At 52.4% G+C, this 25,438-nt stretch carries 25 protein-coding genes and 4 tRNA genes; 14 read left to right on the top strand and 15 right to left on the bottom strand.

Annotated features, from left to right (window positions below; translation table 11 throughout):
- Positions 1-24: 24 nt before the first annotated feature.
- A complete protein-coding gene (locus HZS80_RS03115; RefSeq protein WP_179915143.1) occupies positions 25-813 on the top strand; it encodes an SDR family oxidoreductase in 789 nt (262 codons plus the stop codon).
- Positions 814-946: 133 nt separating this feature from the next.
- Here HZS80_RS03115 and HZS80_RS03110 read toward each other — a convergent pair whose 3' ends face one another.
- Positions 947-1,834, bottom strand: a complete 888-nt coding sequence (locus HZS80_RS03110) for an NAD(P)-dependent oxidoreductase (RefSeq protein WP_179915142.1) — start codon at positions 1,832-1,834, stop codon at positions 947-949.
- Between the two features lie 282 nt (positions 1,835-2,116).
- Here HZS80_RS03110 and HZS80_RS03105 point away from each other — a divergent pair, with 282 nt between their 5' ends.
- Positions 2,117-2,953, top strand: a complete 837-nt coding sequence (locus HZS80_RS03105; RefSeq protein WP_339934466.1) for a DUF6694 family lipoprotein — start codon at positions 2,117-2,119, stop codon at positions 2,951-2,953.
- Between the two features lie 101 nt (positions 2,954-3,054).
- Here the strand turns inward: HZS80_RS03105 and HZS80_RS03100 are convergent, their stop codons facing one another.
- Together HZS80_RS03100 and ppnN are read right to left on the bottom strand one after the other, a co-directional pair.
- Positions 3,055-3,255: a hypothetical protein gene (locus HZS80_RS03100; RefSeq protein ID WP_179915141.1), complete on the bottom strand. Its 201-nt coding sequence runs from the start codon at positions 3,253-3,255 to the stop codon at positions 3,055-3,057.
- Positions 3,256-3,423: 168 nt separating this feature from the next.
- On the bottom strand, positions 3,424-4,806 hold the full coding sequence (gene ppnN, locus HZS80_RS03095) for a nucleotide 5'-monophosphate nucleosidase PpnN (RefSeq protein ID WP_035558365.1): 1,383 nt from the start codon (positions 4,804-4,806) through the stop codon (positions 3,424-3,426).
- Between the two features lie 147 nt (positions 4,807-4,953).
- Between ppnN and HZS80_RS03090 the strand changes: the two genes are divergently transcribed.
- Entirely contained in the window at positions 4,954-5,862 is a 909-nt protein-coding gene (locus HZS80_RS03090; RefSeq protein WP_179915140.1) for a LysR family transcriptional regulator, read from the top strand.
- 25 nt (positions 5,863-5,887) lie between these two features.
- Here the strand turns inward: HZS80_RS03090 and gcvP are convergent, their stop codons facing one another.
- The gene (gene gcvP / locus HZS80_RS03085; protein ID WP_179915139.1) at positions 5,888-8,782 is read right to left on the bottom strand and encodes an aminomethyl-transferring glycine dehydrogenase; all 2,895 of its coding nucleotides are present in this window, start codon (positions 8,780-8,782) and stop codon (positions 5,888-5,890) included.
- An 84-nt stretch (positions 8,783-8,866) separates the two neighbouring features.
- Entirely contained in the window at positions 8,867-9,256 is a 390-nt protein-coding gene (gene gcvH / locus HZS80_RS03080) for a glycine cleavage system protein GcvH (RefSeq protein ID WP_008958023.1), read from the bottom strand.
- Between the two features lie 325 nt (positions 9,257-9,581).
- On the opposite strand from gcvH, the gene HZS80_RS03075 reads away from it, so the two are divergent.
- Complete coding sequence (locus HZS80_RS03075) at positions 9,582-10,988, top strand: alanine/glycine:cation symporter family protein (protein WP_179915138.1); 1,407 nt, start codon at positions 9,582-9,584, stop codon at positions 10,986-10,988.
- A gap of 126 nt (positions 10,989-11,114) precedes the next feature.
- Positions 11,115-12,227 (top strand): glycine cleavage system aminomethyltransferase GcvT, encoded by a 1,113-nt coding sequence (gene gcvT / locus HZS80_RS03070; RefSeq protein ID WP_179915137.1) that lies wholly within the window; start codon positions 11,115-11,117, stop codon positions 12,225-12,227.
- A 97-nt stretch (positions 12,228-12,324) separates the two neighbouring features.
- Here the strand turns inward: gcvT and HZS80_RS03065 are convergent, their stop codons facing one another.
- The 3 genes from HZS80_RS03065 to HZS80_RS03055 all read right to left on the bottom strand — a co-directional run bounded on the left by HZS80_RS03065 (position 12,325) and on the right by HZS80_RS03055 (position 15,120).
- Complete coding sequence (locus HZS80_RS03065; protein WP_045812120.1) at positions 12,325-13,191, bottom strand: LysM peptidoglycan-binding domain-containing protein; 867 nt, start codon at positions 13,189-13,191, stop codon at positions 12,325-12,327.
- 32 nt (positions 13,192-13,223) lie between these two features.
- On the bottom strand, positions 13,224-14,105 hold the full coding sequence (locus tag HZS80_RS03060) for an acyltransferase (RefSeq protein WP_035558353.1): 882 nt from the start codon (positions 14,103-14,105) through the stop codon (positions 13,224-13,226).
- A gap of 118 nt (positions 14,106-14,223) precedes the next feature.
- Complete coding sequence (locus HZS80_RS03055; RefSeq protein ID WP_179915136.1) at positions 14,224-15,120, bottom strand: LysR family transcriptional regulator; 897 nt, start codon at positions 15,118-15,120, stop codon at positions 14,224-14,226.
- A 165-nt stretch (positions 15,121-15,285) separates the two neighbouring features.
- On the opposite strand from HZS80_RS03055, the gene HZS80_RS03050 reads away from it, so the two are divergent.
- Positions 15,286-15,984, top strand: a complete 699-nt coding sequence (locus HZS80_RS03050) for a CoA transferase subunit A (RefSeq protein WP_035558347.1) — start codon at positions 15,286-15,288, stop codon at positions 15,982-15,984.
- Positions 15,985-16,062: 78 nt separating this feature from the next.
- Positions 16,063-16,725 carry a CoA transferase subunit B gene (locus HZS80_RS03045; RefSeq protein ID WP_035558343.1) on the top strand — a complete coding sequence of 221 codons (663 nt, stop codon included), beginning with the start codon at positions 16,063-16,065 and terminating at the stop codon, positions 16,723-16,725.
- Between the two features lie 88 nt (positions 16,726-16,813).
- On the opposite strand, the gene HZS80_RS03040 is transcribed toward HZS80_RS03045, so the two are convergent.
- Both HZS80_RS03040 and HZS80_RS03035 read right to left on the bottom strand, forming a co-directional pair.
- The gene (locus HZS80_RS03040) at positions 16,814-17,581 is read right to left on the bottom strand and encodes a VOC family protein (RefSeq protein ID WP_035558339.1); all 768 of its coding nucleotides are present in this window, start codon (positions 17,579-17,581) and stop codon (positions 16,814-16,816) included.
- Positions 17,582-17,720: 139 nt separating this feature from the next.
- Positions 17,721-17,984 carry a GrxA family glutaredoxin gene (locus HZS80_RS03035; RefSeq protein ID WP_035558335.1) on the bottom strand — a complete coding sequence of 88 codons (264 nt, stop codon included), beginning with the start codon at positions 17,982-17,984 and terminating at the stop codon, positions 17,721-17,723.
- Positions 17,985-18,161: 177 nt separating this feature from the next.
- Between HZS80_RS03035 and hybE the strand changes: the two genes are divergently transcribed.
- Entirely contained in the window at positions 18,162-18,587 is a 426-nt protein-coding gene (gene hybE / locus HZS80_RS03030; protein ID WP_179915135.1) for a [NiFe]-hydrogenase assembly chaperone HybE, read from the top strand.
- Positions 18,588-18,642: 55 nt separating this feature from the next.
- Positions 18,643-19,416, top strand: a complete 774-nt coding sequence (locus HZS80_RS03025; RefSeq protein ID WP_179915134.1) for a 3-hydroxybutyrate dehydrogenase — start codon at positions 18,643-18,645, stop codon at positions 19,414-19,416.
- A 70-nt stretch (positions 19,417-19,486) separates the two neighbouring features.
- Here the strand turns inward: HZS80_RS03025 and HZS80_RS03020 are convergent, their stop codons facing one another.
- Genes HZS80_RS03020 through HZS80_RS03010 form a run of 3 tightly spaced genes read right to left on the bottom strand, consistent with a single transcriptional unit; the run spans position 19,487 to position 21,764 of the window.
- On the bottom strand, positions 19,487-20,026 hold the full coding sequence (locus HZS80_RS03020) for a response regulator transcription factor (RefSeq protein WP_179915133.1): 540 nt from the start codon (positions 20,024-20,026) through the stop codon (positions 19,487-19,489).
- 42 nt (positions 20,027-20,068) lie between these two features.
- Positions 20,069-21,340 carry an ATP-binding protein gene (locus HZS80_RS03015; protein ID WP_035558324.1) on the bottom strand — a complete coding sequence of 424 codons (1,272 nt, stop codon included), beginning with the start codon at positions 21,338-21,340 and terminating at the stop codon, positions 20,069-20,071.
- Between the two features lie 7 nt (positions 21,341-21,347).
- Positions 21,348-21,764 (bottom strand): hypothetical protein, encoded by a 417-nt coding sequence (locus tag HZS80_RS03010; protein ID WP_035558320.1) that lies wholly within the window; start codon positions 21,762-21,764, stop codon positions 21,348-21,350.
- Between the two features lie 191 nt (positions 21,765-21,955).
- Here HZS80_RS03010 and pyrC point away from each other — a divergent pair, with 191 nt between their 5' ends.
- The gene (pyrC, locus tag HZS80_RS03005) at positions 21,956-22,993 is read left to right on the top strand and encodes a dihydroorotase (RefSeq protein ID WP_179915132.1); all 1,038 of its coding nucleotides are present in this window, start codon (positions 21,956-21,958) and stop codon (positions 22,991-22,993) included.
- Positions 22,994-23,007: 14 nt separating this feature from the next.
- On the opposite strand, the gene mtnN is transcribed toward pyrC, so the two are convergent.
- Positions 23,008-23,715 carry a 5'-methylthioadenosine/S-adenosylhomocysteine nucleosidase gene (gene mtnN / locus HZS80_RS03000; protein WP_179915131.1) on the bottom strand — a complete coding sequence of 236 codons (708 nt, stop codon included), beginning with the start codon at positions 23,713-23,715 and terminating at the stop codon, positions 23,008-23,010.
- A 40-nt stretch (positions 23,716-23,755) separates the two neighbouring features.
- Positions 23,756-24,628 (bottom strand): bifunctional methylenetetrahydrofolate dehydrogenase/methenyltetrahydrofolate cyclohydrolase FolD, encoded by an 873-nt coding sequence (folD, locus tag HZS80_RS02995; protein ID WP_035558312.1) that lies wholly within the window; start codon positions 24,626-24,628, stop codon positions 23,756-23,758.
- Between the two features lie 257 nt (positions 24,629-24,885).
- Here folD and HZS80_RS02990 point away from each other — a divergent pair.
- The 4 genes from HZS80_RS02990 (at position 24,886) to HZS80_RS02975 (ending at position 25,393) form a co-directional block, all read left to right on the top strand.
- A tRNA-Pro gene (locus HZS80_RS02990) sits at positions 24,886-24,962 on the top strand.
- Positions 24,963-25,053: 91 nt separating this feature from the next.
- Positions 25,054-25,130 (top strand) — tRNA-Arg (locus HZS80_RS02985).
- Between the two features lie 79 nt (positions 25,131-25,209).
- Positions 25,210-25,284: transfer RNA gene (locus HZS80_RS02980), tRNA-His, on the top strand.
- A 34-nt stretch (positions 25,285-25,318) separates the two neighbouring features.
- Positions 25,319-25,393: transfer RNA gene (locus tag HZS80_RS02975), tRNA-His, on the top strand.
- Positions 25,394-25,438 lie beyond the last annotated feature (45 nt).

The following is a 25,438-nucleotide window of genomic DNA, read 5'->3' as shown; positions in this document are numbered from 1 at the left end:
CACTGGCGAAACAGGAGCAGAATAATGGAACTGGGAATTGAAGGACGTTGGGCACTCGTGTGTGCCGCGAGTAAAGGTCTCGGAAAAGGGTGTGCAGAGGCGTTGGTCATGGAGGGAGTGAATGTCGTCATCAACGCACGCTCCTCCCAGTTGTTGGAAGAAACAGCGGCACATTTACGGCACCTGAATCCGAACGTGACGGTGCTCACCGTGGTGGGGGATATTTCACAAGAAACGACACGCCAAGCGGCGCTAGCCGCTTGCCCGCAAATAGATATATTGATTAACAATGCAGGCGGTCCGCCCCCTGGTGACTTTCGAGATTGGTCACGTCAAGACTGGTTAGACGCTGTCGATGTCAATATGGTCACACCGATTGAGCTCATCAAGGCAACGGTTGATGCCATGGCGGAACGGGGCTTTGGCCGGGTGATCAATATCACCTCTGCAGCCGTTAAAGCGCCCATCGATATTTTGGGGCTATCCAATGGGGCCCGCAGTGGATTGACGGGCTTTATAGCGGGCTTGGCTCGTCAGCCTCAACTTGCCGGGCGAAACGTAACCATTAATAATTTATTGCCCGGCTCATTTGATACTGATCGCTTAAAGAGCACTCATCAAAACGTCGCAAAATCGTCCAACCAGGAATACGAGAGCGTACGGGAGACCTTTCGTAAAAAAGTACCTTCACAGCGCTTCGGCACTGCGGAAGAGTTTGGCGCCTTCTGTGCGTTTCTGTGTAGCGCTCAGGCCAGTTATATGACCGGCCAAAATATACTGTTGGATGGTGGCAGTTACGCGGGTACGTATTGAGCAACACGCGTAGCGGATAGTGCGATTTAACAACATCGACGTGGCGAATTTAGTTAATGTGCATTCGTTACGCCGATGTTGTATCTGCTTTTAATCAGCAGACATCCAATGTCGGCTCGCTGAACGGGGCGGCTTACTGATTTTGCTCATTACGCAGCATGCTTGCGTCGTAAAGCCGGGGCACATATTGATCGTTGCCCAACGCCTGTTCAGCTTGCTTTAACACCTCGCGCAAGGCGGGCAGCATCATACTATTAAAACCAGACGCAGCTATCGTTTCGCTTAAATACCCCATGTCCTTACCGGCATTACCCAAGCTAAAGCGCAAGCGCGTTTCATCTGCTTCAAGCACCCAGGGCATCACGGCGTTGAACATGGCGCTATTGGCGCCTCCTTGTGAACACACTTCATATAACTTGTGTTGATCAACATCCAAGTTAGCCGCCATCGCCGCGGCTTCCGCCGCCAGAGCAGCGGCGCCAAGCGAGAGATAGTTATTGATCAGTTTGAGTTTGTGCGCTGAACCTAGCTCTCCAACATGAAATATATTTTCAGCAAAGGCTTCTATGGCTGGCCAGGCCTGGTCCACTATCTTTTGGCTACCTCCCACCATGACATTGAGGCGTCCTTCGCGTGCCTCCTTTGGCGTTCTTGCTAATGGGGCGTCCAGCAGGTGGCATCCTGCGGCTTCGATACTCGCGGATAACCGTTGTGTCGATTGAGGTAGCGATGTCGAGCAATCGACGATAATTAAACCAGGATTCGCGCCAGCAAGAATACCCTCAGTGCCCAGAGTAATGTTTTCCATTTGCTCACTGGTACTGACACAGACAAAAACTAAATCACTTCGTGAGGCAACTTCAGCAGGAGTTCCTACCTCGTTTGCTCCCAACTGACATAGTGCTTCGATTGGTGCACGATTTCGATGCGCCATGATAGTCAAAGGAAAATTATGCTTAATAAGGTTGGTGGCCATACCCTGGCCCATCAAGCCAAGTCCTATAAAGCCAATTTTTAGCATTTTCTTACTCCCTTTTATAAGGTTGTTAGGGTGGCAATAAGAGTAAAAAGAGAAGGCGGTTGTGCATCGCTATGAATTCAGGTTACACCCTCTTAGGCAAGCCAGCATCTCACTTTGATTTTGTTTGTTCTGCAACGTAACTACTAGTAAAGAGAATACGATGACGGCGTGCCACTATGGTGATGGCAAATTCATCCTGCTAGCACCAAAGGGTAGTGATAAATAGTACTTTCCGTTAAGCTCCTCAGCAATTTTTACCATTGTCTGCGTTGAGGTGAGTGTATGTGTAGCCTTCTAAGGCTGTCTGCAATAGCACTATCAGTACTCATGATAGCGGGTTGTTCAGACCCTAAAATTGACACAAGCTCCATGCCAGCGTCAGTCGTCTCGGTCGAAAAAGTGCGCAACTCGCTGCCTACTTATAAGCGCGACGATTTTGATCAAGGGCTCATCATTATTTCGACGGCATCGACATTTAACAGCATTGACATTCTTAATCCTAACCGTATGAACGCGGCGGAGATCGCTGAGTCAGCCAATATGCAAATGCATGGATTGACTGGCGATCAGGTTATTGAGCGCGCCGATCAAATACTTCGCGAGCGCCGGTCACGAGAGCGTGAGCAGGCTATGCGCACGCTAACACGATTGGAAGAGAAGCAAGCTAAGGCGAACAGCGACCAGCAGCAGTTAGCGCGTTTCAGTATTGATAATGCTCGCTATTATATGAGTGAGAGCCCTTATGGTGCTCCTGAGCCGGTGATTGATCTTGAAGTAACGAATGCCACTGATAAGGTCATATCCGCGCTTTCTTTAAGAGGGCGCGTTATCAGTCCTGACCGCTCACAGCCTTGGATCGATGAGCAATTCTACTACGTTATGCCAGGGGGAATTGAGCCGGGAGAGACGCTGGCCTGGAGTCTTGCGCCTAATCGTTTTGGCCCCTGGGGAGAACCTCAGATACCTAGTAATGCAGAACTGACAGTTAGCTTGGAAGGCCTGCGAGGAGCTGAAAAGCAGCCATTATGGGACTCCCCAGCGCTGAGCGAAAGCGAAGTTACCAAGCTAGAGCGTCTTCGGGAGGAGTATGGCGGTGTGGCGTTATCGAATGTGGAATAAGCATCGTATGGAATACATAAGGGAGGCTGTACTATAAAACGCCCTAACGTTTGAATGTTAGGGCGCATATATTTTAGCGGTTACCCGCTATTTGAAGTTATTTACTCTTTGGCTTCATGATCTGCCAACGCAGCCACTATGGCTTCTTCCCACTGTCCTTCCGTTAGCCCCCAATGTTCCATTTCTGCTTTGTCGGGGCTGCCTTCGGCGGCATCGCGTAATTTATCAACGCTACTACTTTCATAGCAGTGTTTGGCAAAATCCTTTGTTTTTACGTCTTGTAACTGATTAATCATCGACATGGTGAGTTCCTTTCAATAGTGATGGGGGCAATAGTGACTGGTGCATTGTCCACGCTAAGTGTAGCTAATCAGGCCAATTTTTTCTGAAATGGTTCCTGTTGCCAGGGGCTGATCGCGCCAGCAGCACACAGCCGCCACCTAATCGGCGGCTGTGGTACGGTTTTGCTGTTATTTAAGTACATAGCAGGGCGTGTAAGGCTGGCCATCTAGCTTCATGCGACCCTGTGCCACAAATGAGGTCAACAGCTCATCCAAGCGCTGCATTAGTTCAGGTTCAGCTGTCAGCACAAAGGGGCCATGGGCTTCAATGGCGCGAATACCGTCTTCTTTAACATTGCCCGCTACAATCCCGGAGAACGCCCGGCGGAGGTTAGCGGCTAGCTCATGAGTCGGTTGGAGGCGGTGAAGCGCTAGCGCTCGCATCGCTTCATGGGTCGGTTGAAACGTTGCCTGAAAATCGCGCGCAATGGTTAACCGCCAGTTGTAGTAGAACGCATCCTGGTGCGTACGCCGGAATTCAGCAATTTCGTCGATGCCATGGCGCATGGTGCGCGCCACCGCCACCGGGTCGCCGGTAATAATCGTGTAGTAGCGACGGATTTCTTCACCGAGCGTATAGACCAGGAATTCATCGATTTTCTGAAAGTAGGCGGCAGAATCGGCAGGGCCAGTGAAAATTAATGGGAAGGGGATATCTTTATTGCTTGGGTGCAGCAAAATACCCAATAAATAGAGAATCTCTTCCGCTGTGCCAACCCCGCCTGGGAAGACGATAATGCCGTGGCCGAGGCGCACAAATGCTTCCAGGCGTTTCTCAATGTCCGGCATTACCACTAGTTCGTTAACAATGGGATTGGGCGCTTCGGCGGCGATAATGCCAGGTTCTGAAATACCTAAATAGCGGCCCTCTTTACGGCGTTGTTTTGCATGGGCGACGTTTGCGCCCTTCATGGGGCCTTTCATAGCCCCTGGCCCACAGCCGGTACAAATATCTAAATCACGCAGACCTAAGTGGTAGCCGACGTCTTTGGTGTACTCGTACTCTTCACGAGAAATAGAGTGGCCGCCCCAGCAGACCACTAGGCTAGGGTCGCGGCCAGGTTTCAACGTGCCCGCTTTGCGCAGAATATGGAAGACCGCATTGGTAGTGCCTTCGCCAGTGCTAAGGTCAAAGCGGTTGTGATGTTGAATTTCGTTATAGACGTAAACGATATCGCGAATGATTGAGGAGAGGTGTTCGCGGATGCCGCGGATCATACGGCCATCCACGAACGCTTCCGCTGGCGCGTTAGTCAGCTTTAAGCGAATGCCGCGATCTTGTTGCAATACTTCAATATCAAAATCTTTATAGGCTTCTAAAATCGCCAGACTGTCGTCACTTGGGTTACCACAATTTAAAACCGCCAGTGCACAACGCCGAAGTAAATCATGAAGGCCACTTTGAGAGGTTTTATGTAGGCGATTAACTTCATGCTGAGAAAGTACTTCCAGGCTTCCTTCTGGGGAAATGATGCTGGAAAGGGTGGCGCGGGGTTGAGCAGTTGCGGTCATCAGTGGGGCTGTCCCTAGTCGTTTGAGTGCTATTGGCAGTTTACCATGCCCTGGCAGTCGGTACAGCGGCGCATCGGCTACCCAGGCCGCTGTGCTACTATGAACCCTGTTTAAAAGGATGGCTGCTAAAGACAATGGTTCTTTACTATGTTTAACGCTCAATACTTCCGTACGTTTATTACGTTAGTGGAAACAGGCAGTTTTACCCGTACCGCTCATCGTTTGGAAATGACGCAGCCCGGCGTAAGCCAGCATGTTCGCAAGCTAGAAAGCTACTTAAATAAAGAGCTGCTGGAGCGCAAGGGGCGTAGTTTTACGCTAACGGAAACGGGGCGGCGAGCTTATGATTATGCGTTGAAGTTGTTTGCTGAGCATGAACAGTTTCGTCATGGCTTAGATGACGACTCACTAGACAGTGGCGACTGCCGTATTGCGTCACCGGGAAGCGTGGGTCTGATGTTTTATCCGTATATTTTGGGCCAGCAGCAAATGCACCCCAATTTAACGGTCAACTATAGTTTCGCTTTTAACCATGAAATTGTGAATGATCTGTTAGATGGACGCTACGATATTGGCATCGTCACGGAGGCGATGAACCATCCTGAACTTCATTGCTCTATTTGGCACCAGGAGCCTCTCTGTTTAGTGGTGCCCGCTGATTTTGCTGGCAGCACACTGTCAGATCTAATGGGCATCGGCTTTCTCAATTATTACGACGGCATCAACCACGCTAATGCGCTATTACGGGCTAATTACCCGGATGAGTTTCGCTCCATGACGCATTTCCGCCATCAGGGCTTTACCAATGAAGTCAGTATGGTGCTGGATGCGGTCGCCAGGGGGCTAGGCTTTACTGTTGTTTCGAGACTGGTGCTGGAAACGTCTCCTTGGCAGCGCCAAGTCAAAGCACTCAATCTGCCCAATGCGGTCAGTGAAGTGCTTTACCTGCTTCGCCGTCGCGACTCGGTACTGCCGAAACGCTACGAAAAGCTGTTAAACGGTTTTCACGCCCAGCGTGTGCAAGAAAAAACGCCCCTGATGCCATCGAACAGTTAAGGCAGCAGGGGCGTTTGAGTGGCGTTTAGTCGCGATACTCGTCAATGCTGGGGCAAGAGCAGATCAACTGACGGTCGCCAAACACGTTATCAACGCGGTTAACGGCGGGCCAGTATTTAGCGGCTTGCACAGCAGCGGTTGGGAAGGCTGCCAGCTGACGGTTATAAGGCCGTTCCCAGTCACTATCCATCAGATCCGCCTGAGTGTGCGGCGCATTGACCAGCGGATTATTATCCAGCGGCCATTCACCGTTTTCCACCCGGGCGATCTCGTCACGAATGGCGATCATGGCATCGCAGAAGCGATCAATTTCATACAGTGACTCCGACTCGGTCGGCTCGATCATTAGCGTGCCTGGCACCGGGAATGACATGGTCGGTGCGTGGAAGCCGTAATCCATTAAGCGCTTGGCAATATCCTCTTCGCTAATCCCGGAGGCCGCTTTGAGCGGACGAATATCGATAATGCATTCGTGGGCGACGGTGCCGTTCTGGCCGCGATAGAGAATGGGGAATGACGCTTCCAAACGCTTGGCAATGTAATTGGCGTTTAGGATGGCAAGCTCGGTGGCTTCACGCAGGCCGCGCGCACCCATCATCTTAATGTAGGCCCACGAGATAGGCAGAATAGAGGCGCTACCAAAGGCCGCCGCGGAGACAGCACCGCTATCGCTATTGACGCCGTTGATCGGCGTAACCACATGATTGGACACATAGGGCGCTAGGTGCGCTTTAACGCCGATAGGGCCCATGCCTGGACCGCCGCCGCCGTGGGGAATACAGAATGTTTTATGCAGATTGAGGTGGGACACATCGCCGCCGAAATCGCCGGGACGCGTCAAGCCCACCTGAGCGTTCATATTGGCACCATCAATATAGACCTGGCCGCCATTGTCGTGAACGATCTTGCACGCTTCGCGCACGCTGGTTTCAAACACGCCGTGGGTCGACGGGTAGGTGAGCATAATGGCAGACAGCTGATCGCGATGCTGCTCGGCTTTCGCGCGTAAATCTGCCATATCAATATTGCCATTTTGATCGCATTCAACCACGACCACTTTCATCTGCACCATCGCCGCGGAGGCAGGATTGGTGCCGTGAGCGGAGCTAGGAATCAAGCAGACATCACGATGACCTTCGCCCTGGGCCGCTTGGTAACGGCGAATCGCCACTAAGCCTGCATATTCCCCCTGCGCGCCGGAATTAGGCTGCATGGAGAGATGATCATAACCGGTGACTTCGACCAAAAATGCCGAGAGCTCATCGATCATCTGATGATAACCAGCTACTTGGTCGCGAGGTGCAAACGGGTGAAGATGCGCAAACGAGGGCCAGGAAACGGGGATCATTTCGCTGGTGGCGTTGAGCTTCATGGTGCAGGAGCCGAGCGGGATCATCGCGTGAGCAAGCGACAGATCCTTATTCTCCAGGCGCTTCAAGTAGCGCAGCATTTCAGTTTCGCTGCGGTAACGGCTAAAGGTCGGGTGGCTTAAAAAGTCGCTTTCGCGCTGGCAGGTAGCGGGAATACCTGTGGTGCCGTTCGCCACCACCTGCTCGTCCAATACTGTAACGGCAAGGCCGTGCTCATCGCCCAACAGCACATCAAACAAGGCGGCTACGTCGTGAGCGGTGGTGGTTTCATCCAGGCTGATGCCCACATTACCATTGGCGAAATAGTGCAGGTTAATATCATGGGTCATGGCGCGGCCATGAATCTTGCCTGCATCTACGCCCGTCAAACATAGCGTATCAAACCAGCTGTCATGAGCTAGCGTGACGCCTGCCTGCTTAAGGCCTTCAGCCAGTAGGGTGGTCAAACGGTGAACACGGCCCGCAATTTTGCGCAGCCCCTCAGCGCCGTGATAGGTGGCATAAAAACCGGCAATATTGGCCAGCAGTGCCTGGGCGGTACAGATATTCGAGGTCGCTTTCTCACGGCGAATATGCTGCTCGCGAGTTTGCATCGCCATGCGCAGGGCGGTATTGCCTCGGCTATCTTTGGAGACGCCGATAATCCGCCCTGGGAGTGAGCGCTTGAGCTTATCTGACGTGGCAAAGAACGCTGCATGAGGCCCACCAAAACCCATGGGTACGCCAAAACGCTGGGAGTTGCCCACCACAATGTCGGCGCCAAACTTGCCGGGCTCTTTCAGCAGCACCAAACTCAAAAGGTCGGTCGCCACGCAGGTCATGATGTTGCGATCGGCGGCCGCGCTCAACAGCGGTGCCAGGTCACGAACTTCACCGCTGGCAGACGGGTACTGTACCAGGGCCCCAAACACATCGTGGGCTGCCAGTTCTTCAGCCGGGCCCATCATCAGTTCGAAACCAAAGAACTCCGCACGGGTTTTAACCACGTCCAGTGTTTGTGGGAATACATCGTCGGCGACGAAGAAAGCGTTGGATTTGCTCTTCTTATTGCCGCGCTTACACAGCGCCATGGCTTCGGCGGCAGCGGTGGCTTCGTCAAGCAGTGAAGCATTCGCAAGCTCCATGCCGGTTAAATCCATTACTACTTGTTGGAAGTTCAGTAGGCCTTCCAGGCGGCCTTGAGAGATTTCCGGTTGGTAAGGCGTATAAGCCGTGTACCAACCGGGATTTTCCAGCACATTGCGCTGAATGACCGCTGGCATGTGCGTGCCGTAATAGCCCTGGCCAATATAGCTTTTAGCCACGCGATTTTGCCGCGCCAGCTGAGCTAAGTACTCTAACGCTTCGGATTCACTGCGCGGATCGTCTAGCGACAGTTCGCGCCCAAGGCGGATATCGCTTGGCACGGTCTGCTCGATCAGATCTTCCATGTGCTGCATATTGAGCGCTTTTAACATCGTGGTAACGTCATCACTACTTGGACCATTATGACGTTTGATAAAAGCATCGTGGTCGGCCAGCTCGGCCAGGCGGCGTGTTTCAAGAGACATGAAGAAGATTCCGAACGTTAAGAGAGAGCCGTGCAGGATAATAAGCGAAGCGCCTGCCAGAAAAGGCAGGCGCCTGAGTATGCTTTATTCGTCAGCGCTGAGCGTTGCCTGGTAGGCATCGGCGTCTAACAGGCCATCAATGGCATCGCTGTCTAAGCGAACTTTCATAATCCAGCCGCCTTCATAAGGCGCGTCATTGACTGTTTCGGGAGCGTCTTCAAGGGCTTCATTCACTTCAATCACTTCGCCCGCAACGGGGGAGTAAAGATCAGAAGCGGCTTTAACCGATTCAATCACACCAAACTCTTGGCCTTTTGTCAGCGCCGCGCCCACTTCCGGCAGTTCCACAAAGACGACATCACCCAGTGCTTGTTGGGCGTGATCGGTAATACCGACGGTAACGGTGCCATCTTTGTGGTCAAGTACCCACTCGTGGCTTTCAGCGTAACGAAGATTGGCAGGAAGGTTGCTCATGATGTTTTCCTATATGAAACAGTTTTCTGGACCCGGGCATACTAGCGGTTGTCGCTCGCCTTGGCGACTGTCGGCTAGCGGAAAGCGAGCGAATAAAGATGCATGTTAACGTGTTTCCAATCGGAAACAAATTTCTTATCTGCTCCCTTTAAACGTAGTAGAGCGAGGTATTTTGATTCCGTTATTCTTTTGTGTTTGGTTATGAAAAAAGCGGCATCCTCTATGCGCAAGCGACATCACCATAGAAGACCACTAGCCACATAGTGTAAAACATGCAGATTCTGGGTTAACAAATGCAACAAACTAACAGGGTGAGGAGAAGCACATGGAAACATTAACTAGCCTCTTGGGGGCAATCAACGGCGTGGTGTGGGGACCCATCATGTTGATCTTGCTCCTGGGTGTAGGTATCTACCTGCAGATTGGCTTGAAACTGATGCCGATTAGAAAACTCGGTATGGGTTTCAAGCTAATGTGGGCAGGACGTGAGCCAAAACCCAGCGCTGATAAAGCGGTGAGTAAAGAGGGCGATGAGGGGGAAATATCTCCCTTTGATGCGTTGATGACAGCGCTGTCGGCGACCATCGGTACCGGTAACATTGCTGGTGTCGCCACCGCGATTGCACTAGGTGGCCCTGGCGCGGTTTTTTGGATGTGGATTACCGCGCTAGTAGGGATGGCGACGAAATTTGCCGAAGCGGTATTGGCTGTCCGTTACCGTGAAACCGATAGCACTGGTTTCCACGTCGGTGGGCCAATGTTTTATATCAAAAACGGCTTGGGCAAAAAATGGCTCTGGCTGGGCGGTGTCTTTGCTTTCTTTGGCGCCGTGGCTGCTTTCGGTATTGGTAATACCGTGCAGTCGAACTCGGTAGCCGATGCCATGGATGCCACTTTTGGTGTGCCGCACTGGATCACGGGTGTGATCATTATGGTGCTGGCAGGGGCGGTAATTCTAGGTGGCATCAAGCGTATCGCTAAGGTGGCGGGTAAACTGGTCCCCATCATGGGCATTGCCTATGTGGTGGCAGGCCTGCTGGTATTGATCATTAACGCCGGACAGATTGGCGAAGCTTTTGGCTTAATCTTTTACTACGCCTTTAACCCGATGGCGGCGGCCGGTGGTTTTGCCGGTGCAGCGGTTATGGCGGCGATTCGCTTTGGTGTGGCGCGCGGCATTTTCTCTAACGAAGCGGGTTTAGGTAGTGCGCCGATTGCCCACGCAGCGGCAAAAACCAAAAATCCGGTTCGCCAGGGCTTAATCGCGATGCTGGGTACCTTTATCGATACCATTATTGTCTGCACGATTACCGCTCTGGTGATTTTGACTTCTAGCGTATGGATCGACGGTGAAGCCGGCGCATCGCTGACCGCGCTCTCTTTTGACGCCGCACTGCCAGGATTCGGCAATCAAATTGTCGCGGTCGCCTTGGCAATCTTTGCTTTTACCACCATTCTTGGCTGGTCATTTTATGGTGAGAAGTGCTGCCAGTTCCTGTTTGGCACGCGTTCTATCATGATCTATCGCGTGCTGTTCGTGCTGGCGATCCCGCTAGGCGCCATCGCTCAGTTGGGCTTTATCTGGTTAATGGCGGATACCTTCAATGCCATGATGGCCATTCCCAACCTAATTGCCTTGGCACTGCTTTCGCCGGTAGTCTTTAAGCTAACCAAGGACTATTTCGATGGCAAAGATGTGCTGCCGGGTGAAGAGCTGGAACACGATCAATAAAACCTTCAGCTTGTTAGGTGAGCTGCAAGTATGTGTTTGATGTATAGCTAAATGGAGTCGGGAAGGCACACAGGTGGCTTCCCGTTCTCTTTTGAGAGTGAAGAATTTCTAAGTGAGGAATCCCCCATGTCTGACTTAAAGCAAACGCCGCTGCACGCGCTGCACCTCAAGCTGGGTGCCAAAATGGTGCCTTTTGCTGGCTATGAAATGCCTGTGCAGTACCCGCTGGGGGTCAAAAAGGAGCATGAACACACTCGCCAGAAGTGCGGCCTGTTTGACGTCTCACACATGGGCCAGATTAGTGTGTCCGGCAATAATGTTGCTGAAGCGCTGGAAACCTTGATACCCGCTGATTTAGTGGGGCTTGCAAAAGGCACTCAACGGTATGGGCTATTCACCAGCACTGAAGGCGGCATTATTGATGACCTGATGGTGGTCAACGCAGGCGATCATTTTTATCTCGTAGTGAACGCTGCATGCAAAGATCAGGATTTAGCGCATTTGCGTTTAAATTTAGCTTCCACCCATGAGATTGAAACATTAGACCGTGGCTTGCTGGCGCTCCAAGGGCCCCAGGCGCGAGATGTGATGCAGCGGTTGTGCCCTGAAGCGTGCGAGCTAGTGTTTATGCAGCATGGCCGCTTCACTATTGCGGGGCAGGAAGTGTGGGTGAGCCGCAGTGGCTATACCGGTGAAGATGGCTTTGAAATTTCAGTCGCGGCTGATGCCTGCGAAGCCTTCGCCGAGCGGTTGCTGGCAGAACCTGAAGTAGAGGCTATTGGCTTGGGCGCACGGGATTCATTGCGTCTGGAAGCAGGGTTATGCCTCTACGGGCATGATATGGATATGCAAACGACGCCTGTTGAAGCCGGGCTTATTTGGGCGATTGGTAAACCGCGTCGCCATGGCGGCGAACGTGCAGGCGGTTTTCCAGGCGCTGACGTTATCCTGCATCAAGTTGACGCCAAAGATCATACCCGCAAGCGCGTTGGACTGTTAGCCGACGGTCGTGCGCCTGTAAGAGAGGGGGCAACACTGGTAGACGAAGCGGGCAATGAGATTGGGGTGGTGACATCGGGCAGCTTTGGACCGAGCATCGGTAAACCGGTGGCGATGGGCTATGTGACCCGTGAGCTGGAGGCACCGCAAAGCACTGTGTATGCGGTAGTGCGTGGTAAGCAGTTACCCATGGTGGTTACCCCTATGCCGTTTGTTAAACCTGGCTACTATCGCGGCTAACAAAACGGCAGACACTAGCCTAAACCCCACGGCCCCTGTTTAAGCAGGGGCCGCTTGGTTTTTAACAAGTGCTTTAACCAGTGCTTTACGAAGAGCTTTAGCGCAGCACCTGCCTAGGATCGATGGGTTTACCACCCTGGCGCAGATCGAAGAGGAGATCGTAGCGCTGGGTTGCATCACTTTGGCCTACTTCGCAAAGCGCATCACCCGCGCTCACCTGCTTACCCACCTCGACCAATATGCGGTCACAAAGGGCGTATACGGTTTGAAGGTTGTCGGCATGGTGCACAATCACTACTTCGCCAAGCTGGCGCATACCATCAGCAAAACGTACTTCACCGGCGGCGACGGATTTTGCCTGGGCGCCCGCTTGTGTTGCCAGCAGCATTGGTTGGAGAGTGCCACGGCTATCTGGGCCAAAGCGGCGAACCACACGATAATCATCCAATGGCCAGGGCCAGCGTCTAGCTGAAGCGGGCAGCGCCTGACTGGGGGCACTACTGGGCGCGGCAGCGGGTCGGTTAGGGCTAGATGAACCACTACTGCTAGCAGCGGTTCGAGGCGCAGAGCCGCCAAGCGGAACGCTAACGACTTGACCTACTCGTAAGTTAGTGGGCGTGGCGCTAGGGTTGGCGCTCTGAATACGGCCGCTGGTGGTACCAAAATGGCGGGCGATACTCGAAAACGTATCGCCGGGGCGAATTTGGTAACGATAAGGACCGCCGGAAGGCGCGCGCTCTTGCTGAGTGGGGATCAATAACCGTTGGCCTACCTCTAGCCGTCGTGCATTCACACCTGGGTTAAATCGTTGTAATCGTTCTAGCGGCACATTAGCGCGGCCCGCCATTTTCCCGAGTGTGTCCCCGCGCTGTACCTGCACCCAATTGCCACTAATCTGAGTAGCACTAGGAGCCGCCGCACGCTGAGATGACGATTGAGGCGCATTGGCACAGCCGACAAGCATTCCGGCTAATAGGCAGGTGCTTAACAAGCCAATCAGTCGTGATCGGTTTTGCCGTCCAACAGGCCATCTTTTTCCCGCCAGAGTGAATTGATCCATGTGTGGAAACGTTCCTTATGCTGCTTTTCGTCGTGGTTATTAGGTGCGTACATCCACTGAGGAATATCTAGTTGCCGTGCGTGCAGCGTAATGGGCGCTTCATTACCGCACAAAAAACCCCAAAAAGTGGGGGATGGGTTGGTATAGCTAATCGTTACGTCCAGAATACCATCTAATTGACTGCCTAGCAGGCTAAGTACCTGGGCAACGCCACCTGCTTTGGGGCGCAACAAGTGACGATAAGGGCTTTGCTGAGCATCGCGCTTGGCGACGCTAAAACGTGTGCCTTCGACAAAATTAAAAATCGCAATCGGGGTATTACGTGCTTGTTGGCACATACGCTCGGTAGACGTGCGGTCTATGGTGGCAAGTTTGGGGTTTTTAGCTATTTGTTCACGGCTAAAGCGACGCATGAAGGGAAATTCAAGTGCCCAAAAAGCCAAGCCCACGATAGGAATCCAGATTAATTGACGTTTGAGGAAAAACCGCGGCATCGGTATGCGGCGGTGTAACGCCATGAATAGCATAAAGATATCGGTCCAACTGCGGTGATTGGATATCACCAGCCACCATTGATGGGGGCTCAACTGCTCGGGAACCGTGATCGATACGTCAGGCTTAAGCCAGCGCCGCATCCACCACAGATTAAAGCCGATCCAGTTGAGTGCCACGGCATTTAAACCCAGCAGCACCTTCTGTTTCAGTCGCTGCCCGGGAACAATGAGTTTGAGTAGCGTCAACAGAATTAGAGGTACGCCCCAGAATAGCGTGTTGAGGGTTAGCAGCAGAGCGCTGACAAGCCCTTTTAAAATAGGCATACCACGTTTCCTTACCGTCAGACGAATAGCGTAATACTGAATGCTAAATGATCCTAGCCACGCTGCCCAGCAGAAACCCAGTTCGTCTCATCAACTGTCTCAACAACATAGTAGGGGGTTAGTCGCCAGAGAGAGACGGTGCTTGGACCGTCTCAAGCAGTACAGTGCGAAGCGCATGGGCGGCAACGGAAAGCTCTTGATGCGTCAAAATACCCACTCGGCAAGAGATGGCTGGGGCTGTTAGCGGTATGCACCGGGCGCCCAGCTCATGCATTTGTCGAATACACATAGAAGGCACCGCGCTCACCCCTAACCCGTCAGCAACCATTCTTCCGACGGTGGAGAGCTGGTGGCTTTCAAACGCCACAGGCAGTTCCATGTGTTGTTTCCGCAGCTCCTGTTCCAACAAGCGGCGCACCATAGAAGGGCGCTGCAGCGTGATAAAGTCGTGATTGAGTAGGGTTGGCCAAGTTAGCTGCGAGGCTTGATTTAGCATGGAAGTTGGCGGTACCACAGCGACAAAATGATCTTCAAACAGGGGGGTGAACAGTAGGCTGCCCGCGCCTTCCGGTGAAAAAGCGATACCCATTTCCACCTGTCGAGAGCGCACCATTTCAGTGACTTCTTCATTGATCACGTCGTGCACTGTGATATTGATTTTGGGATATTGCTGGCGAAACTTAACTAACGCTGCGGGTAATAAATTACAGGCGAAAGCAGGCATGGCGGCGACGCTTAACCGGCCCAGCTGAAGCGTGAAGCGCTGGCGCAACCGCTCTTCGGTATTATCCCATTGGGCCAGCAAGTGTTTGGCCAGCGGTAGCAGCGACTCGCCTTCTGGGGTTAGCCTAACGCTCCGGGTGCTCCGGATTAACAATTTCCCCCCCAACGACTCTTCTAACCCCTTGATCGCCAAGCTGAGCGCTGGCTGGGATAAATGCAGCCGCTCACAGGCCTGGGTAAAACTGAGCGTTTGGGCGACCGCGAGAAAGGCGCGCAGCTGTTTGACGGTCATAAAGTGCCTTTTATAAGTTTTACCAATAAATTGATAAGAAAAACAAACTTAACAAATATATCATCTGGCACAACACTGGCACTATCGTAAGGGGCGGTCTATGTATTATTGACAGCCCATATCAATGACCACTCATATTTAATGACAACAACGTGAGGCACAACAATGGCAGGATTCGATAAGCGAGTATCTTCCTACAAAGAAGCGATGGAAGGCATTGAGAGCGGTATGACCGTCATTGCTGGCGGCTTTGGCCTATGTGGCATTCCCGAAAACCTGATCGCGGAAATCAAGCGCCGCGGCGTTCATGATCTCACCGTGGTTTCAAATAACTGTGGTGTGGATGGTTTTGGCTTGGGGATACTGCTTGAAGATCGTCAAATCAGTAAAATTCTGGCCTCTTACGTAGGTGAAAACGCGTTATTTGAGAAGCAAATGCTGAACGATGAAATTGAGGTGGTGTTAACGCCTCAAGGCACGTTGGCGGAAAAAATGCGCGCAGGTGGCGCGGGTATCCCTGCTTTTTACACTGCCACCGGCTACGGCACGCCGATTGGCGAAGGCAAGGAAGTACGTGTCTTCAATGACCGGCACTATATTTTAGAAGAAGCCATTATTGGTGACTTTGCCATTGTAAAAGGCTGGAAAGCGGATCGCTATGGCAATGTGATGTATCGCCATACAGCACAAAATTTTAACCCCATGGCCGCCACCGCGGGGAAAATCACCGTGGTAGAAGTTGAAGAAATTGTGGAGCCGGGTGAGCTTGAGCCTAGCCAGATCCATACGCCAGGCATTTATGTGGATCGGATTATTCAAGGCACGTTTGAAAAGCGCATTGAAAAACGCACGGTGCGTAGTTAAGTCACCGCTTTTTTAAAGACTTAAATTTCAAATATCTCACTCGCTTCCTATTTAACGATTCAACAAGAGGTAGTCACCATGGCTTTAACACGAGAACAGATGGCCCAGCGTGTCGCTCGCGAACTTCAAGATGGCTTTTACGTCAATTTGGGCATTGGTATTCCCACCCTGGTTGCCAATTACATTCCAGACGGCATTGATGTCATGCTGCAATCCGAAAACGGACTGCTGGGGATGGGCCGTTACCCCACCGAAGAAGAGCTTGATGCGGATATGATCAATGCGGGTAAAGAGACCGTGACGGCGCGCCCGGGCGCGGCGATTTTCTCTTCAGCTGAGTCCTTTGCCATGATTCGTGGTGGGCATGTGGATTTGACCGTACTGGGCGCCTTCGAGGTTGATCAACAAGGCAATATCGCCTCGTGGATGATCCCCGGCAAGCTTATCAAAGGCATGGGCGGCGCGATGGATCTGGTGGCTGGTGCTGACAATATTATTTGCACCATGACGCATGCCTCTAAACATGGTGAATCCAAACTGCTGGAAAAATGCGAGCTGCCGCTGACGGGGGCTGGTTGTATTAACCGTGTTTTGACCGATCTCGCTTATCTGGAAATCAAAGACGGTGCATTTATCCTCAAAGAGCGTGCGCCCGGCGTTAGCGTTGAAGAAATTGTCGAAAAAACAGCGGGCAAACTAATCGTGCCAGACCACGTGCCTGAAATGAGCTTTGACGCTTAATAAGGCACCCCGTCAGCTTTTAAGTCGAGTAGCATTAGAGATAGTGAGATAGTGAGATAGTGAGTCGCTAACTGAAAGAGTTAGCGACTCATGCCATTTCACAGCGTGTGTGATGGGGTAGAAGGACGTCGGCTAGGCGCTCGTGACTATGCTCTACATGCTTTTGGACGAGCGCCAGCCCCCCTAAGCAAAGGCGATGCTCATCGCCATCGGCGAATACGGCTTTCTGCGGTGTCGTTGGGTAAAAACGATGGTCAAGCAGCGGTGACACCGTAAAAACACCGTTCTGCTGCTCTTGCAGGCTCAGCATACCTACCTCTTTGAGACGTTGATCCAAAACGGCTAACGGTTCGCCAAGCTGACCACAATCAAAGCCCGCATGGTGCAAGCGGGGCCCCCTCACTGCAAGCCATGCGGCTAGCGGATGGGCCTGCTGCAACTGCTGATAAAGTGCCCAGGAGGGCATTGGCCAGGGTCTACCGCGACAGAGTAAATTATGCCCTTTGCAATCCTGAGGATGCGATTGACGCACCAGTCCTTCAATTGCTTCTCGCGGCGCTTTAGAAAGGGTGCCTATTTGCAATTCGGCAAGCACCAGCCAGCTACTGCCATCGCTGGGGGCTAGTAAGTGCACGAGTAGGCCTTTGTCCGCCATGGCGTAGTGACTCATAGCGCGGTAGCCCATGTGGGCTAAATTGCTGCTAAGCGCGGTAGCCGAAAAAGGACCGTAGTTGAGTGTGACTAACGTTAAATATTCGGCTGCGGCCGAGAGTGGCCACAGCCTCAATGCCCCAATATCGGGGTGTGTATGTACGTAGTCTAGCCACAGCTGCTGAACAAACTCCTGACGCTGCATGGTGAACTCCTTGCCCAAAAGTGGCACACCTCGCGTGGGCCATGAGTAACTGCACAGTATAGGCAAGCAAGGCAGGCAAGGGTTCAACGGGTATTAACGAGGGTTTTAACGGCAGCACAGTGCCAAACGCCAATTACTATTAAACGGCGAGGAGCTGTTTGTCGCGGACAAACTGATCAAACTCGGTAAAGCCACCGACATGAGTTTGATCCACGAACACTTGCGGTACGGTATGAATGGGTTTGCCAGCGGTCTTGGCGATATCTTCCTTAGTAACGCCTTCAGAAGGCATATCGACATAGCGGTACCCTTCAATTTTTCCGGCTTTTTCCAGATGATCTGCAAGGTGTTTAGCACGTACACAGAAGGGGCAGGACATCCGACCAAAAATAACCACAAACATAGGTGGCGCTCCTTTACGATAAGCAGAATAAGTTACAAAGTGGAACGTAACCGAGTGAAAAGTCTTTGCGGCACGATAATCTGCGCCCATTGTGGCTTAGCAACGCTTATTTCGCCAATAGCAGCTCGCTACATTGCCCATTAATGCCTGTTATCACCTGGAAAAAATCACACGTTTATGTATACGCTGACTGCTGACGAATACGCCCTTCTTGCTGAACTGGCGAAGGCCTATCGAGATGTGCATTTACCTTCCATGAAACAACAGGAGGGATGGAATCCGCGCTTAGGATTTGATGCGCTATGCTTTCAGCATCATGGTGCAGGAAATATGGTGGGTGCGTTGATTACACCCTGTGAACTTTGGCTGGTCGTGGTGCCTGATCAATCCCATCTTACGGAACCTTTGGCAGGTTCGCTGACACTTTCCTTACCTTCAGGCACCTATCAGTTGTCTCTTGAGCCCCTGCCTGGTGGCTATGAGCTCTATAAGCGCGCAATCTTGCACAATCTAGAAGAGCTCGAGAATATGCAGGAGGCTGCTAGGTTGGCGCAGCGAATGATGGCGCGTTTAATGCAACCGGTCGATGAGCCTGACGCTTAACCACGTACCGCTATACTGAAAACACCTTCTGACCACTTATGACAAGGAATTGCCCATGACTTCCTCATCCGTTTCAACGCCGCGTGTAGCGCTGGTCACCGGAACCAGCAGTGGTATCGGTGCCGCGGTTGTTAAGCACTTTTGCGAGCTAGGCCATCAAGTGCTTGCGGTCGACTTTAACCCGGCGGGAAAAGCGATAGCTGAACAGGCTGGCGCTGCCTTTTTTGAAGCTGACCTGACAGACCCAGATGCCTGCCGTGCGGCGGTAGCCGATGCGGTTAAGCGTTTTGGCGGAATTGATATATTGGTCAATAATGCCGGTATTCAACATGTAGCTTCGATTGAGACCTTTCCCGAGGAAAAATGGCGGCAGATCATGGATCTGATGCTGACCGCTCCCTTTCTGCTCACGCAAGCGGCCTGGCCGCACATGCGCGAAAAAGGCTGGGGACGCATCGTTAACGTGGCTTCAATACATGCCCAGGTGGCCTCGCCTGGTAAAGCAGCTTATATCAGCGCCAAGCACGGGATGATTGGTCTGACCAAAACCGCAGCGTTGGAAGGGGGGGAGCAAGGGATTACCGCAAACGCTGTTTGCCCCGCCTATGTGAAAACGCCACTGGTGGATAATCAGATCGCCGATCAAGCTAAGTTGCACGGTATGGATGAGCAGGAAGTGATTGAGAAAGTCATGCTCAAACAGGCGGCGATCAAGCGCTTGATCGAGCCTGAAGAAGTGGCGCAACTAGTCGCCTATCTGGCGTCCGATGCCGCCGGTGCGGTGACCGGGTCAAGCTTTAATATTGATCTAGGCTGGACAGCGCATTAAGCGTTCAGGCCCCTGCCATAAAACATTTTAGTGTGGTGGGGCTTGGACTAGCTGGCAATTAACCAACAATCTAACGCCGCACCGGGCGTTTTTGTAATTTGCGCTGCAGAGTACGGCGGTGCATGCCCAGTGCTCGGGCGGTGGCCGATATATTGCCGTCGTGCTCCTGGAGTACCTTCTGAATATGCTCCCAGGTAATGCGGTTAATTGAAGGTGGATTATCAGCCAACTCAATATCAGGGTCGCCACTTTGGCGCTCAAAGGCCGTTAGCACATCATCAGCATCTACCGGCTTGCAGAGATAATTAACTGCACCAAGCTTAATGGCCTCAACGGCAGTCGCAATGCTGGAGTAGCCTGTCAGCACCACAATGCGAGACTGGGGTGAAATAGCCAGTAGCTCGGGAAGCAGCTTTAAGCCTGAACTATTTTCCAATTTTAGATCAAGGGTCGCCATCGTGGGCAAGTACTGGGCGGCCATTGCCAGGGCCTGATCGGCATTATGGGCAACAATGACTTCGTAACCACGCCGCGTTAAAGCGCGATTTAGCACATGACAAAACATTTCATCGTCATCAACAATCAGCAGGCGTTGGTCTCGCGTTTGCATGTTGTCCTCAATCCATTAAAGGCGATGCTTGGGCAGCCGGGTTTAATGCGGTGCCGCGCAGCGGGGCAGCGTAACTTCCGTTAGCGTACCCCCTTCCGGGTGATTATACAGGCTTACCCCGCCTCCAAAGCGATTGATAGTGGCGTGGGTTAAAAACAACCCTATGCCCATGCCTTTGCTTTTTGTGGAGATAAACGTTTCCCCTAACTGGTCGGCAATCGACATGGCCACTCCTGGGCCATGGTCGCGTATATCAATGACTACACTCTCATCCTGCCAGTCTAAACGAATCGCAATGTGCTCAGGGTTGGCGTCGGCGGCGTTGTTCAACAGGTTCGTTAACGCTTGGTCAAGCGTGGCATCAACCGCAAGCCATGGCCTGCTACGCTTCTCGGCCACCTCGAAATGATGGCTTACATCCGGCCTTAGCACTAGCCAGCGCTGCACAACGCCTGCTAGCCAAACTTCTGCGTCAAGCACTTCAGGCTCTGCCATCCGGCGCCTATCCGCATTAGAGACTAAGTTTTGCAGCCGTGATTTGCAGACGTCCACCTGCTGGCGCAGCAGGGTAATGTCTTCATGCAGCTCAGAATCAGGTAGCGCGTCGGCCTGCATTTCCTTGAGTAGCACCGCCATGGTAGAGAGCGGCGTTCCCAATTCATGCGCTGTGCCAGCGGCTTGAGTGGCTACTGCCAACACCTGTTCATTACGCAACGCGGCTTCCCGGGTGCGTGAAAGTGCTTGGTCCCGGCTACGCAATGCGTGGGCCATTTTGTAGATAAAAAAGGTCACCAATCCTGCTGAGAGACCAAAGTTAAGCCACATGCCCAATATGTGCAGGCTCAAGGGGCTGTCGCTATTAATATGACCCAATTGCGGGATGGGGAAGTAAGAGAACATTAAAAAGGTATAACCCGCCATAGCGCAGGCGGCAATGATCCAGGCGTGGCGCCAGGGCAGGGTGGCGGCGGCAATAGTAACCGGCACTAAGTAGTAGGTAATAAAAGGGTTGGTGGAGCCCCCGGAAAAGTAAAACAGCAGTGTAAGGCCTGCAATATCGGCCAGTAGGTGCAGTAGATACTCCAGGTGGGTAACGGCCCGTGGGCGACCCAGCCGCCACCAGGTGGCGATATTAAGTATGCCCATGGCTATCACCACGCTCACCACAGCAGTCACTGGTAAATCGAAGGCTAGCAATTCGACACCCACAATAATGGCCAGTAAAAAACCGGTCCAGGTGATGCCGCGCACGATAGTGAGCCGCACTAAATTACGGTTGGGCGTAGAGAGCGGAAGTGGTAGAGCCGTTGGCATAATGAGCTTACTTAGTCCTGGTTTTTAGGCCATGAATCACAAACTTAATAAACAACGTCATGACGTAGGTGGCCCAGCCAGCAGAGGCCAGGATATTAAATAGCAGCATTTTAGGTGGCAGCCAGGCACTGCCTAATAGGGCTTCCAACATGATGTGGAAGAACATCGCTAGCAGCAGAGGCAGGGCTAAAATATGAATCCACATATCGGTTCGCCGCTTGCGAATATGGTAGCGACCTAACAAAAAACGCAGTGGTCGATGCGCCCAGCAGAACACCACGAGAGCACCAATCACTAACAAACTGGCAAGGGTAGGCTCCGTGCTGCCCATATGGACTGACAGCGAAATTGACCAAGCCAAGCTTAGCCATAACACGCCCTCCAGACTGGCAATGACATCCGCATAACGTCGCACATTCTGCATAAACAATCGGGTCCTTAACGTTAAAGCGAGCTATCAACCCTAGTCGTTAAGACGGGTTCATTAAGAAAAGTGCCGCCATGATACGACACTTGGGCAAATGTGTGGCGCTCGAAGAGTGGATTTATCCAATCGCGCAATTGCGTATACTGTCGCTATCATTTTTCCGACATCACTCCAGTACAGGACTCGCCGTGGACACTGTAACACTGACCCGCCCCGATGATTGGCATCTTCATTTACGCGATGGTGAAGCGCTAAAGGCGGTGGTAGGCCATACCGCCGCACAGATGGGGCGTGCCATTATTATGCCTAATCTAACTCCGCCGATCACCACAACCTCCCAGGCGATTGATTACCGTCAACGTATCCTAGACGCCTTACCTGCGGGCAGTACTTTTGAGCCCTTAATGGTGCTTTACCTTACCGATACCACGCCCCCCGAAGAGATTGAACGCGCAGCACAGAGCGGCATCGTCAAAGCGGTCAAGCTTTACCCAGCGGGTGCCACTACAAATTCTGACTCAGGTGTGACCGACTTGGCCCATTGTGATGCCACGATTGCCAAGATGGTTGAAGTAGGCATGCCCCTGTTAGTGCATGGCGAGGTCACTACCGCTGAGATTGATATTTTTGATCGCGAAGCTGTGTTTATCGAAAAAGTGATGAAGCCATTGCTGGCGCGCCACCCAACGCTGAAAGTGGTGTTTGAACATATCACTACTCAGCAGGCCGCAGAGTTTGTCGCGCAAGCGCCGGACAACGTAGCCGCTACCATTACCGCCCATCACTTACTGTTCAATCGCAATAAAATGTTGGTCGGTGGTATTCGCCCTCACTACTACTGCTTGCCGATTCTCAAACGTGAGCAGCATCGTCAGGCGCTTTTGAAAGCAGCCACCAGCGGTAGCCACAAGTTCTTTTTGGGCACCGATAGCGCGCCTCACTCTCAGGGTGCTAAAGAGTCAAGCTGCGGCTGTGCGGGTGCTTATACCGCCCCCGCCGCCATTGAACTTTACGCTACTGCTTTCGATGAAATGAATGCCTTGGACAAACTGGAAGCCTTTGCCAGCCTTAACGGGCCGCGCTTTTATGGCCTGACGCCTAACGCTGACACCATGACGCTAGAACGACGCGAATGGCGACTGCCGGAGAGCTACTCCTATGCCCAAGGCGAGTCGATTATTCCGCTATTGGCGGGCGAATCGCTTGGATGGGCTATTAAGGCGTAGCCCTGAGATACCAGCTAGCCTAGGCTAAGCTGCTTCAGCATTTGATCGACCATGCGCGATGAGTGGTCGGCAGCTACTTCCAAAAACTCATCAAAAGAGAGGTGGTTGTCGCCACTGCCGGGAATGTCAGAGAGTGCGCGGATCACGACGAAAGGACACTGGTAGAGATAGCATGTCTGAGCAATCGCAGCGCCTTCCATCTCAACGGCCAGCATGGTGGGGAATTGGGCGCGGGTTGCTTCTACGCGAGCCGGGTCGGCCATGAAGGCGTCTCCTGTGGCGATCAGCCCTTCGCGTATGTTGACCTCACCTAATGAAGCAATGGCGTTACGGGCAATGTCTCGTAGCGCCGTGTCGGCCTGATAGGCGGCGGGCATCCCCGGTACTTGGCCCATCTCATAGCCAAATACGACGGCGTCAACATCATGATGGCGTACTTCATCAGAGATGATCACATCGCCAATCTTTAAATCGGTGGCAAATCCACCCGCCGAACCGGTATTGATAATGATGTCGGGTTGGTGGCGCTCTAATAAAATAGCGGTACCCACTGCGGCGTTGACTTTGCCAATGCCTGACTGCAGCACAATCACCTCAAGGCCATAACGTGTTCCAGTATGGAATGTAAAACCCGCGTGTTCATAGCGTTCAGCATTGTCTAGCTGCGCTACTAAAGTGCTTACTTCCTGCGCCATTGCGCCAATAATACCAATACGCTTCACTGCGCCATGCTCCTGCATAAAAGGGATGAAAATGTATTAATCAGGCGTGATCTTGGGGCGTTAAATCGTGCCGTTCAGCGGCTTCAAGCGTATTTTCGAGCAGCGTTGCGACGGTCATGGGTCCCACGCCGCCCGGAACCGGGGTAATAAAGCTAGCGCGTTCAGCGGCGGCGGCGAAATCAAGGTCGCCTTTTAGCGTGCCATCTTCCTGGCGATTAATACCTACATCAATCACGACAGCTCCTGGCTTAATCCATTCCCCTTTAACGATGCCTGGCTTGCCGACGGCTACCACCACAATGTCAGCGCGGCTAACGTGGTCTTTAAGGTTCTGGGTAAAACGGTGGCATACGGTAGTGGTACAGCCCGCGAGCATCAGTTCAAGTGCCATAGGGCGGCCGACAATGTTAGAAGCGCCGACCACGGTAGCATCCAAGCCGCGTAGCGCGATGTCGCTTTGCGCCAGTAAGGTCATGATGCCTTTAGGGGTGCAAGGGCGTAGCGCAGGCATGCGCTGTGCTAAGCGACCAATGTTGTAAGGATGAAAACCATCAACATCTTTATCAGGACGAATACGCTCTAAAATAGGGCCGGCATCTAAGTGCTTGGGTAGTGGCAGTTGAACCAGTATTCCGTCTACGGCCGGGTCGCTATTGAGCTGATCAACCAGCGTTTCTAAGTCATGCTGAGAGGTCGCAGTGGGCAGAGTATGCTGGAAGGAAAGAATGCCTGCCTGTTCGCAGGCGCGGTGCTTATTACTGACGTAAACGTGAGAGGCGGGATCATCTCCTACCACAACTACGGCTAGGCCCGGTGCTCGTGCGCCTGCATCTTTACGTGCGGCAACCTTCTCGGCAACCTGTTGGCGAACAGTAGCAGCGATGGCTTTGCCATCGATTAGTTGGGCAGTCATGTAGAGAAATCCCTGTGGACGTGGAAAAGGGCTAGGCGGTGTCTCGAAGCCTTTTGACGTAATGGCTTTTAAGACAGTACCTAGTGCTGCTAGCGCAGTTGGCTACGCTTTCTAAGGCGGTAATTTTCGCACGCTAGGGCATCCAGGCAAAGCGCCTTCACGAACAATCACTTTAATGGTTGACTTTAAAATTAAAAATAGTAATATATGCCTCGCTTGAGACGGACCAAGCGGTAGCGTCTAGGGTGATGAAAAATCGGGATGTAGCGCAGTCTGGTAGCGCGCCTGCTTTGGGAGCAGGATGTCGGGGGTTCGAATCCCTCCATCCCGACCACACCTAAACGTGAAAGGTAGTAGCTTGCTTTTTCAAGCTTTGGTTGTGGTCTAGTGCTCATCAGTATTCGTTATTTCTGAATGCTTTTTGTGCGCCCATAGCTCAACCGGATAGAGCAACGGCCTTCTAAGCCGTAGGTTGCGGGTTCGATTCCTGCTGGGCGTGCCACCTAATTTCAGTGGTAACAACCCGTCAGAGAATCATTCTTCAAGCATGTAATACTTGTTTCTACGTAAGATTGTCTATGGTGGGTGTAGCTCAGGGGTAGAGCCCCGGATTGTGACTCCGGTGGTCGTGGGTTCAAATCCCATCATCCACCCCAGTGACAATGTTTACGTTTCCAGTTTTAGGTTGTGGTGGGTGTAGCTCAGTGGTAGAGCCCCGGATTGTGACTCCGGTGGTCGTGGGTTCAAGTCCCATCATCCACCCCATTACCCGCATGTACTCTTCTTGTTATCTCCTCCTGTTTTTAGTTT

The sequence above is a fragment of the Vreelandella glaciei genome, assembly GCF_013415125.1.
GTDB classification, from domain to species: Bacteria; Pseudomonadota; Gammaproteobacteria; order Pseudomonadales; family Halomonadaceae; genus Vreelandella; species Vreelandella glaciei.
This window is presented reverse-complemented; position numbering and strand designations above follow the sequence as displayed.

Excerpts from the sequence above, each read along its gene's own strand:
- HZS80_RS03075 (WP_179915138.1), top strand. The coding sequence starts at position 9,582 with ATGGAAACATTAACTAGCCTCTTGGGGGCAATCAACGGCGTGGTGTGG.
- HZS80_RS03110 (WP_179915142.1), bottom strand. The coding sequence starts at position 1,834 with ATGCTAAAAATTGGCTTTATAGGACTTGGCTTGATGGGCCAGGGTATG.
- HZS80_RS03035 (WP_035558335.1), bottom strand. The coding sequence starts at position 17,984 with ATGTTTGTGGTTATTTTTGGTCGGATGTCCTGCCCCTTCTGTGTACGT.
- gcvH (WP_008958023.1), bottom strand. The coding sequence starts at position 9,256 with ATGAGCAACCTTCCTGCCAATCTTCGTTACGCTGAAAGCCACGAGTGG.
- HZS80_RS03105 (WP_339934466.1), top strand. The coding sequence starts at position 2,117 with ATGTGTAGCCTTCTAAGGCTGTCTGCAATAGCACTATCAGTACTCATG.
- HZS80_RS03100 (WP_179915141.1), bottom strand. The coding sequence starts at position 3,255 with ATGTCGATGATTAATCAGTTACAAGACGTAAAAACAAAGGATTTTGCC.
- folD (WP_035558312.1), bottom strand. The coding sequence starts at position 24,628 with ATGACTGCCCAACTAATCGATGGCAAAGCCATCGCTGCTACTGTTCGC.
- gcvP (WP_179915139.1), bottom strand. The coding sequence starts at position 8,782 with ATGTCTCTTGAAACACGCCGCCTGGCCGAGCTGGCCGACCACGATGCT.
- HZS80_RS03010 (WP_035558320.1), bottom strand. The coding sequence starts at position 21,764 with ATGCAGAATGTGCGACGTTATGCGGATGTCATTGCCAGTCTGGAGGGC.
- HZS80_RS03090 (WP_179915140.1), top strand. The coding sequence starts at position 4,954 with ATGTTTAACGCTCAATACTTCCGTACGTTTATTACGTTAGTGGAAACA.
- HZS80_RS03025 (WP_179915134.1), top strand. The coding sequence starts at position 18,643 with ATGACTTCCTCATCCGTTTCAACGCCGCGTGTAGCGCTGGTCACCGGA.
- HZS80_RS03055 (WP_179915136.1), bottom strand. The coding sequence starts at position 15,120 with ATGACCGTCAAACAGCTGCGCGCCTTTCTCGCGGTCGCCCAAACGCTC.
- HZS80_RS03115 (WP_179915143.1), top strand. The coding sequence starts at position 25 with ATGGAACTGGGAATTGAAGGACGTTGGGCACTCGTGTGTGCCGCGAGT.
- HZS80_RS03065 (WP_045812120.1), bottom strand. The coding sequence starts at position 13,191 with ATGCTTGTCGGCTGTGCCAATGCGCCTCAATCGTCATCTCAGCGTGCG.
- ppnN (WP_035558365.1), bottom strand. The coding sequence starts at position 4,806 with ATGACCGCAACTGCTCAACCCCGCGCCACCCTTTCCAGCATCATTTCC.
- HZS80_RS03015 (WP_035558324.1), bottom strand. The coding sequence starts at position 21,340 with ATGCCAACGGCTCTACCACTTCCGCTCTCTACGCCCAACCGTAATTTA.
- gcvT (WP_179915137.1), top strand. The coding sequence starts at position 11,115 with ATGTCTGACTTAAAGCAAACGCCGCTGCACGCGCTGCACCTCAAGCTG.
- HZS80_RS03045 (WP_035558343.1), top strand. The coding sequence starts at position 16,063 with ATGGCTTTAACACGAGAACAGATGGCCCAGCGTGTCGCTCGCGAACTT.
- HZS80_RS03050 (WP_035558347.1), top strand. The coding sequence starts at position 15,286 with ATGGCAGGATTCGATAAGCGAGTATCTTCCTACAAAGAAGCGATGGAA.
- hybE (WP_179915135.1), top strand. The coding sequence starts at position 18,162 with ATGTATACGCTGACTGCTGACGAATACGCCCTTCTTGCTGAACTGGCG.
- HZS80_RS03060 (WP_035558353.1), bottom strand. The coding sequence starts at position 14,105 with ATGCCTATTTTAAAAGGGCTTGTCAGCGCTCTGCTGCTAACCCTCAAC.
- HZS80_RS03020 (WP_179915133.1), bottom strand. The coding sequence starts at position 20,026 with ATGCAAACGCGAGACCAACGCCTGCTGATTGTTGATGACGATGAAATG.
- HZS80_RS03040 (WP_035558339.1), bottom strand. The coding sequence starts at position 17,581 with ATGCAGCGTCAGGAGTTTGTTCAGCAGCTGTGGCTAGACTACGTACAT.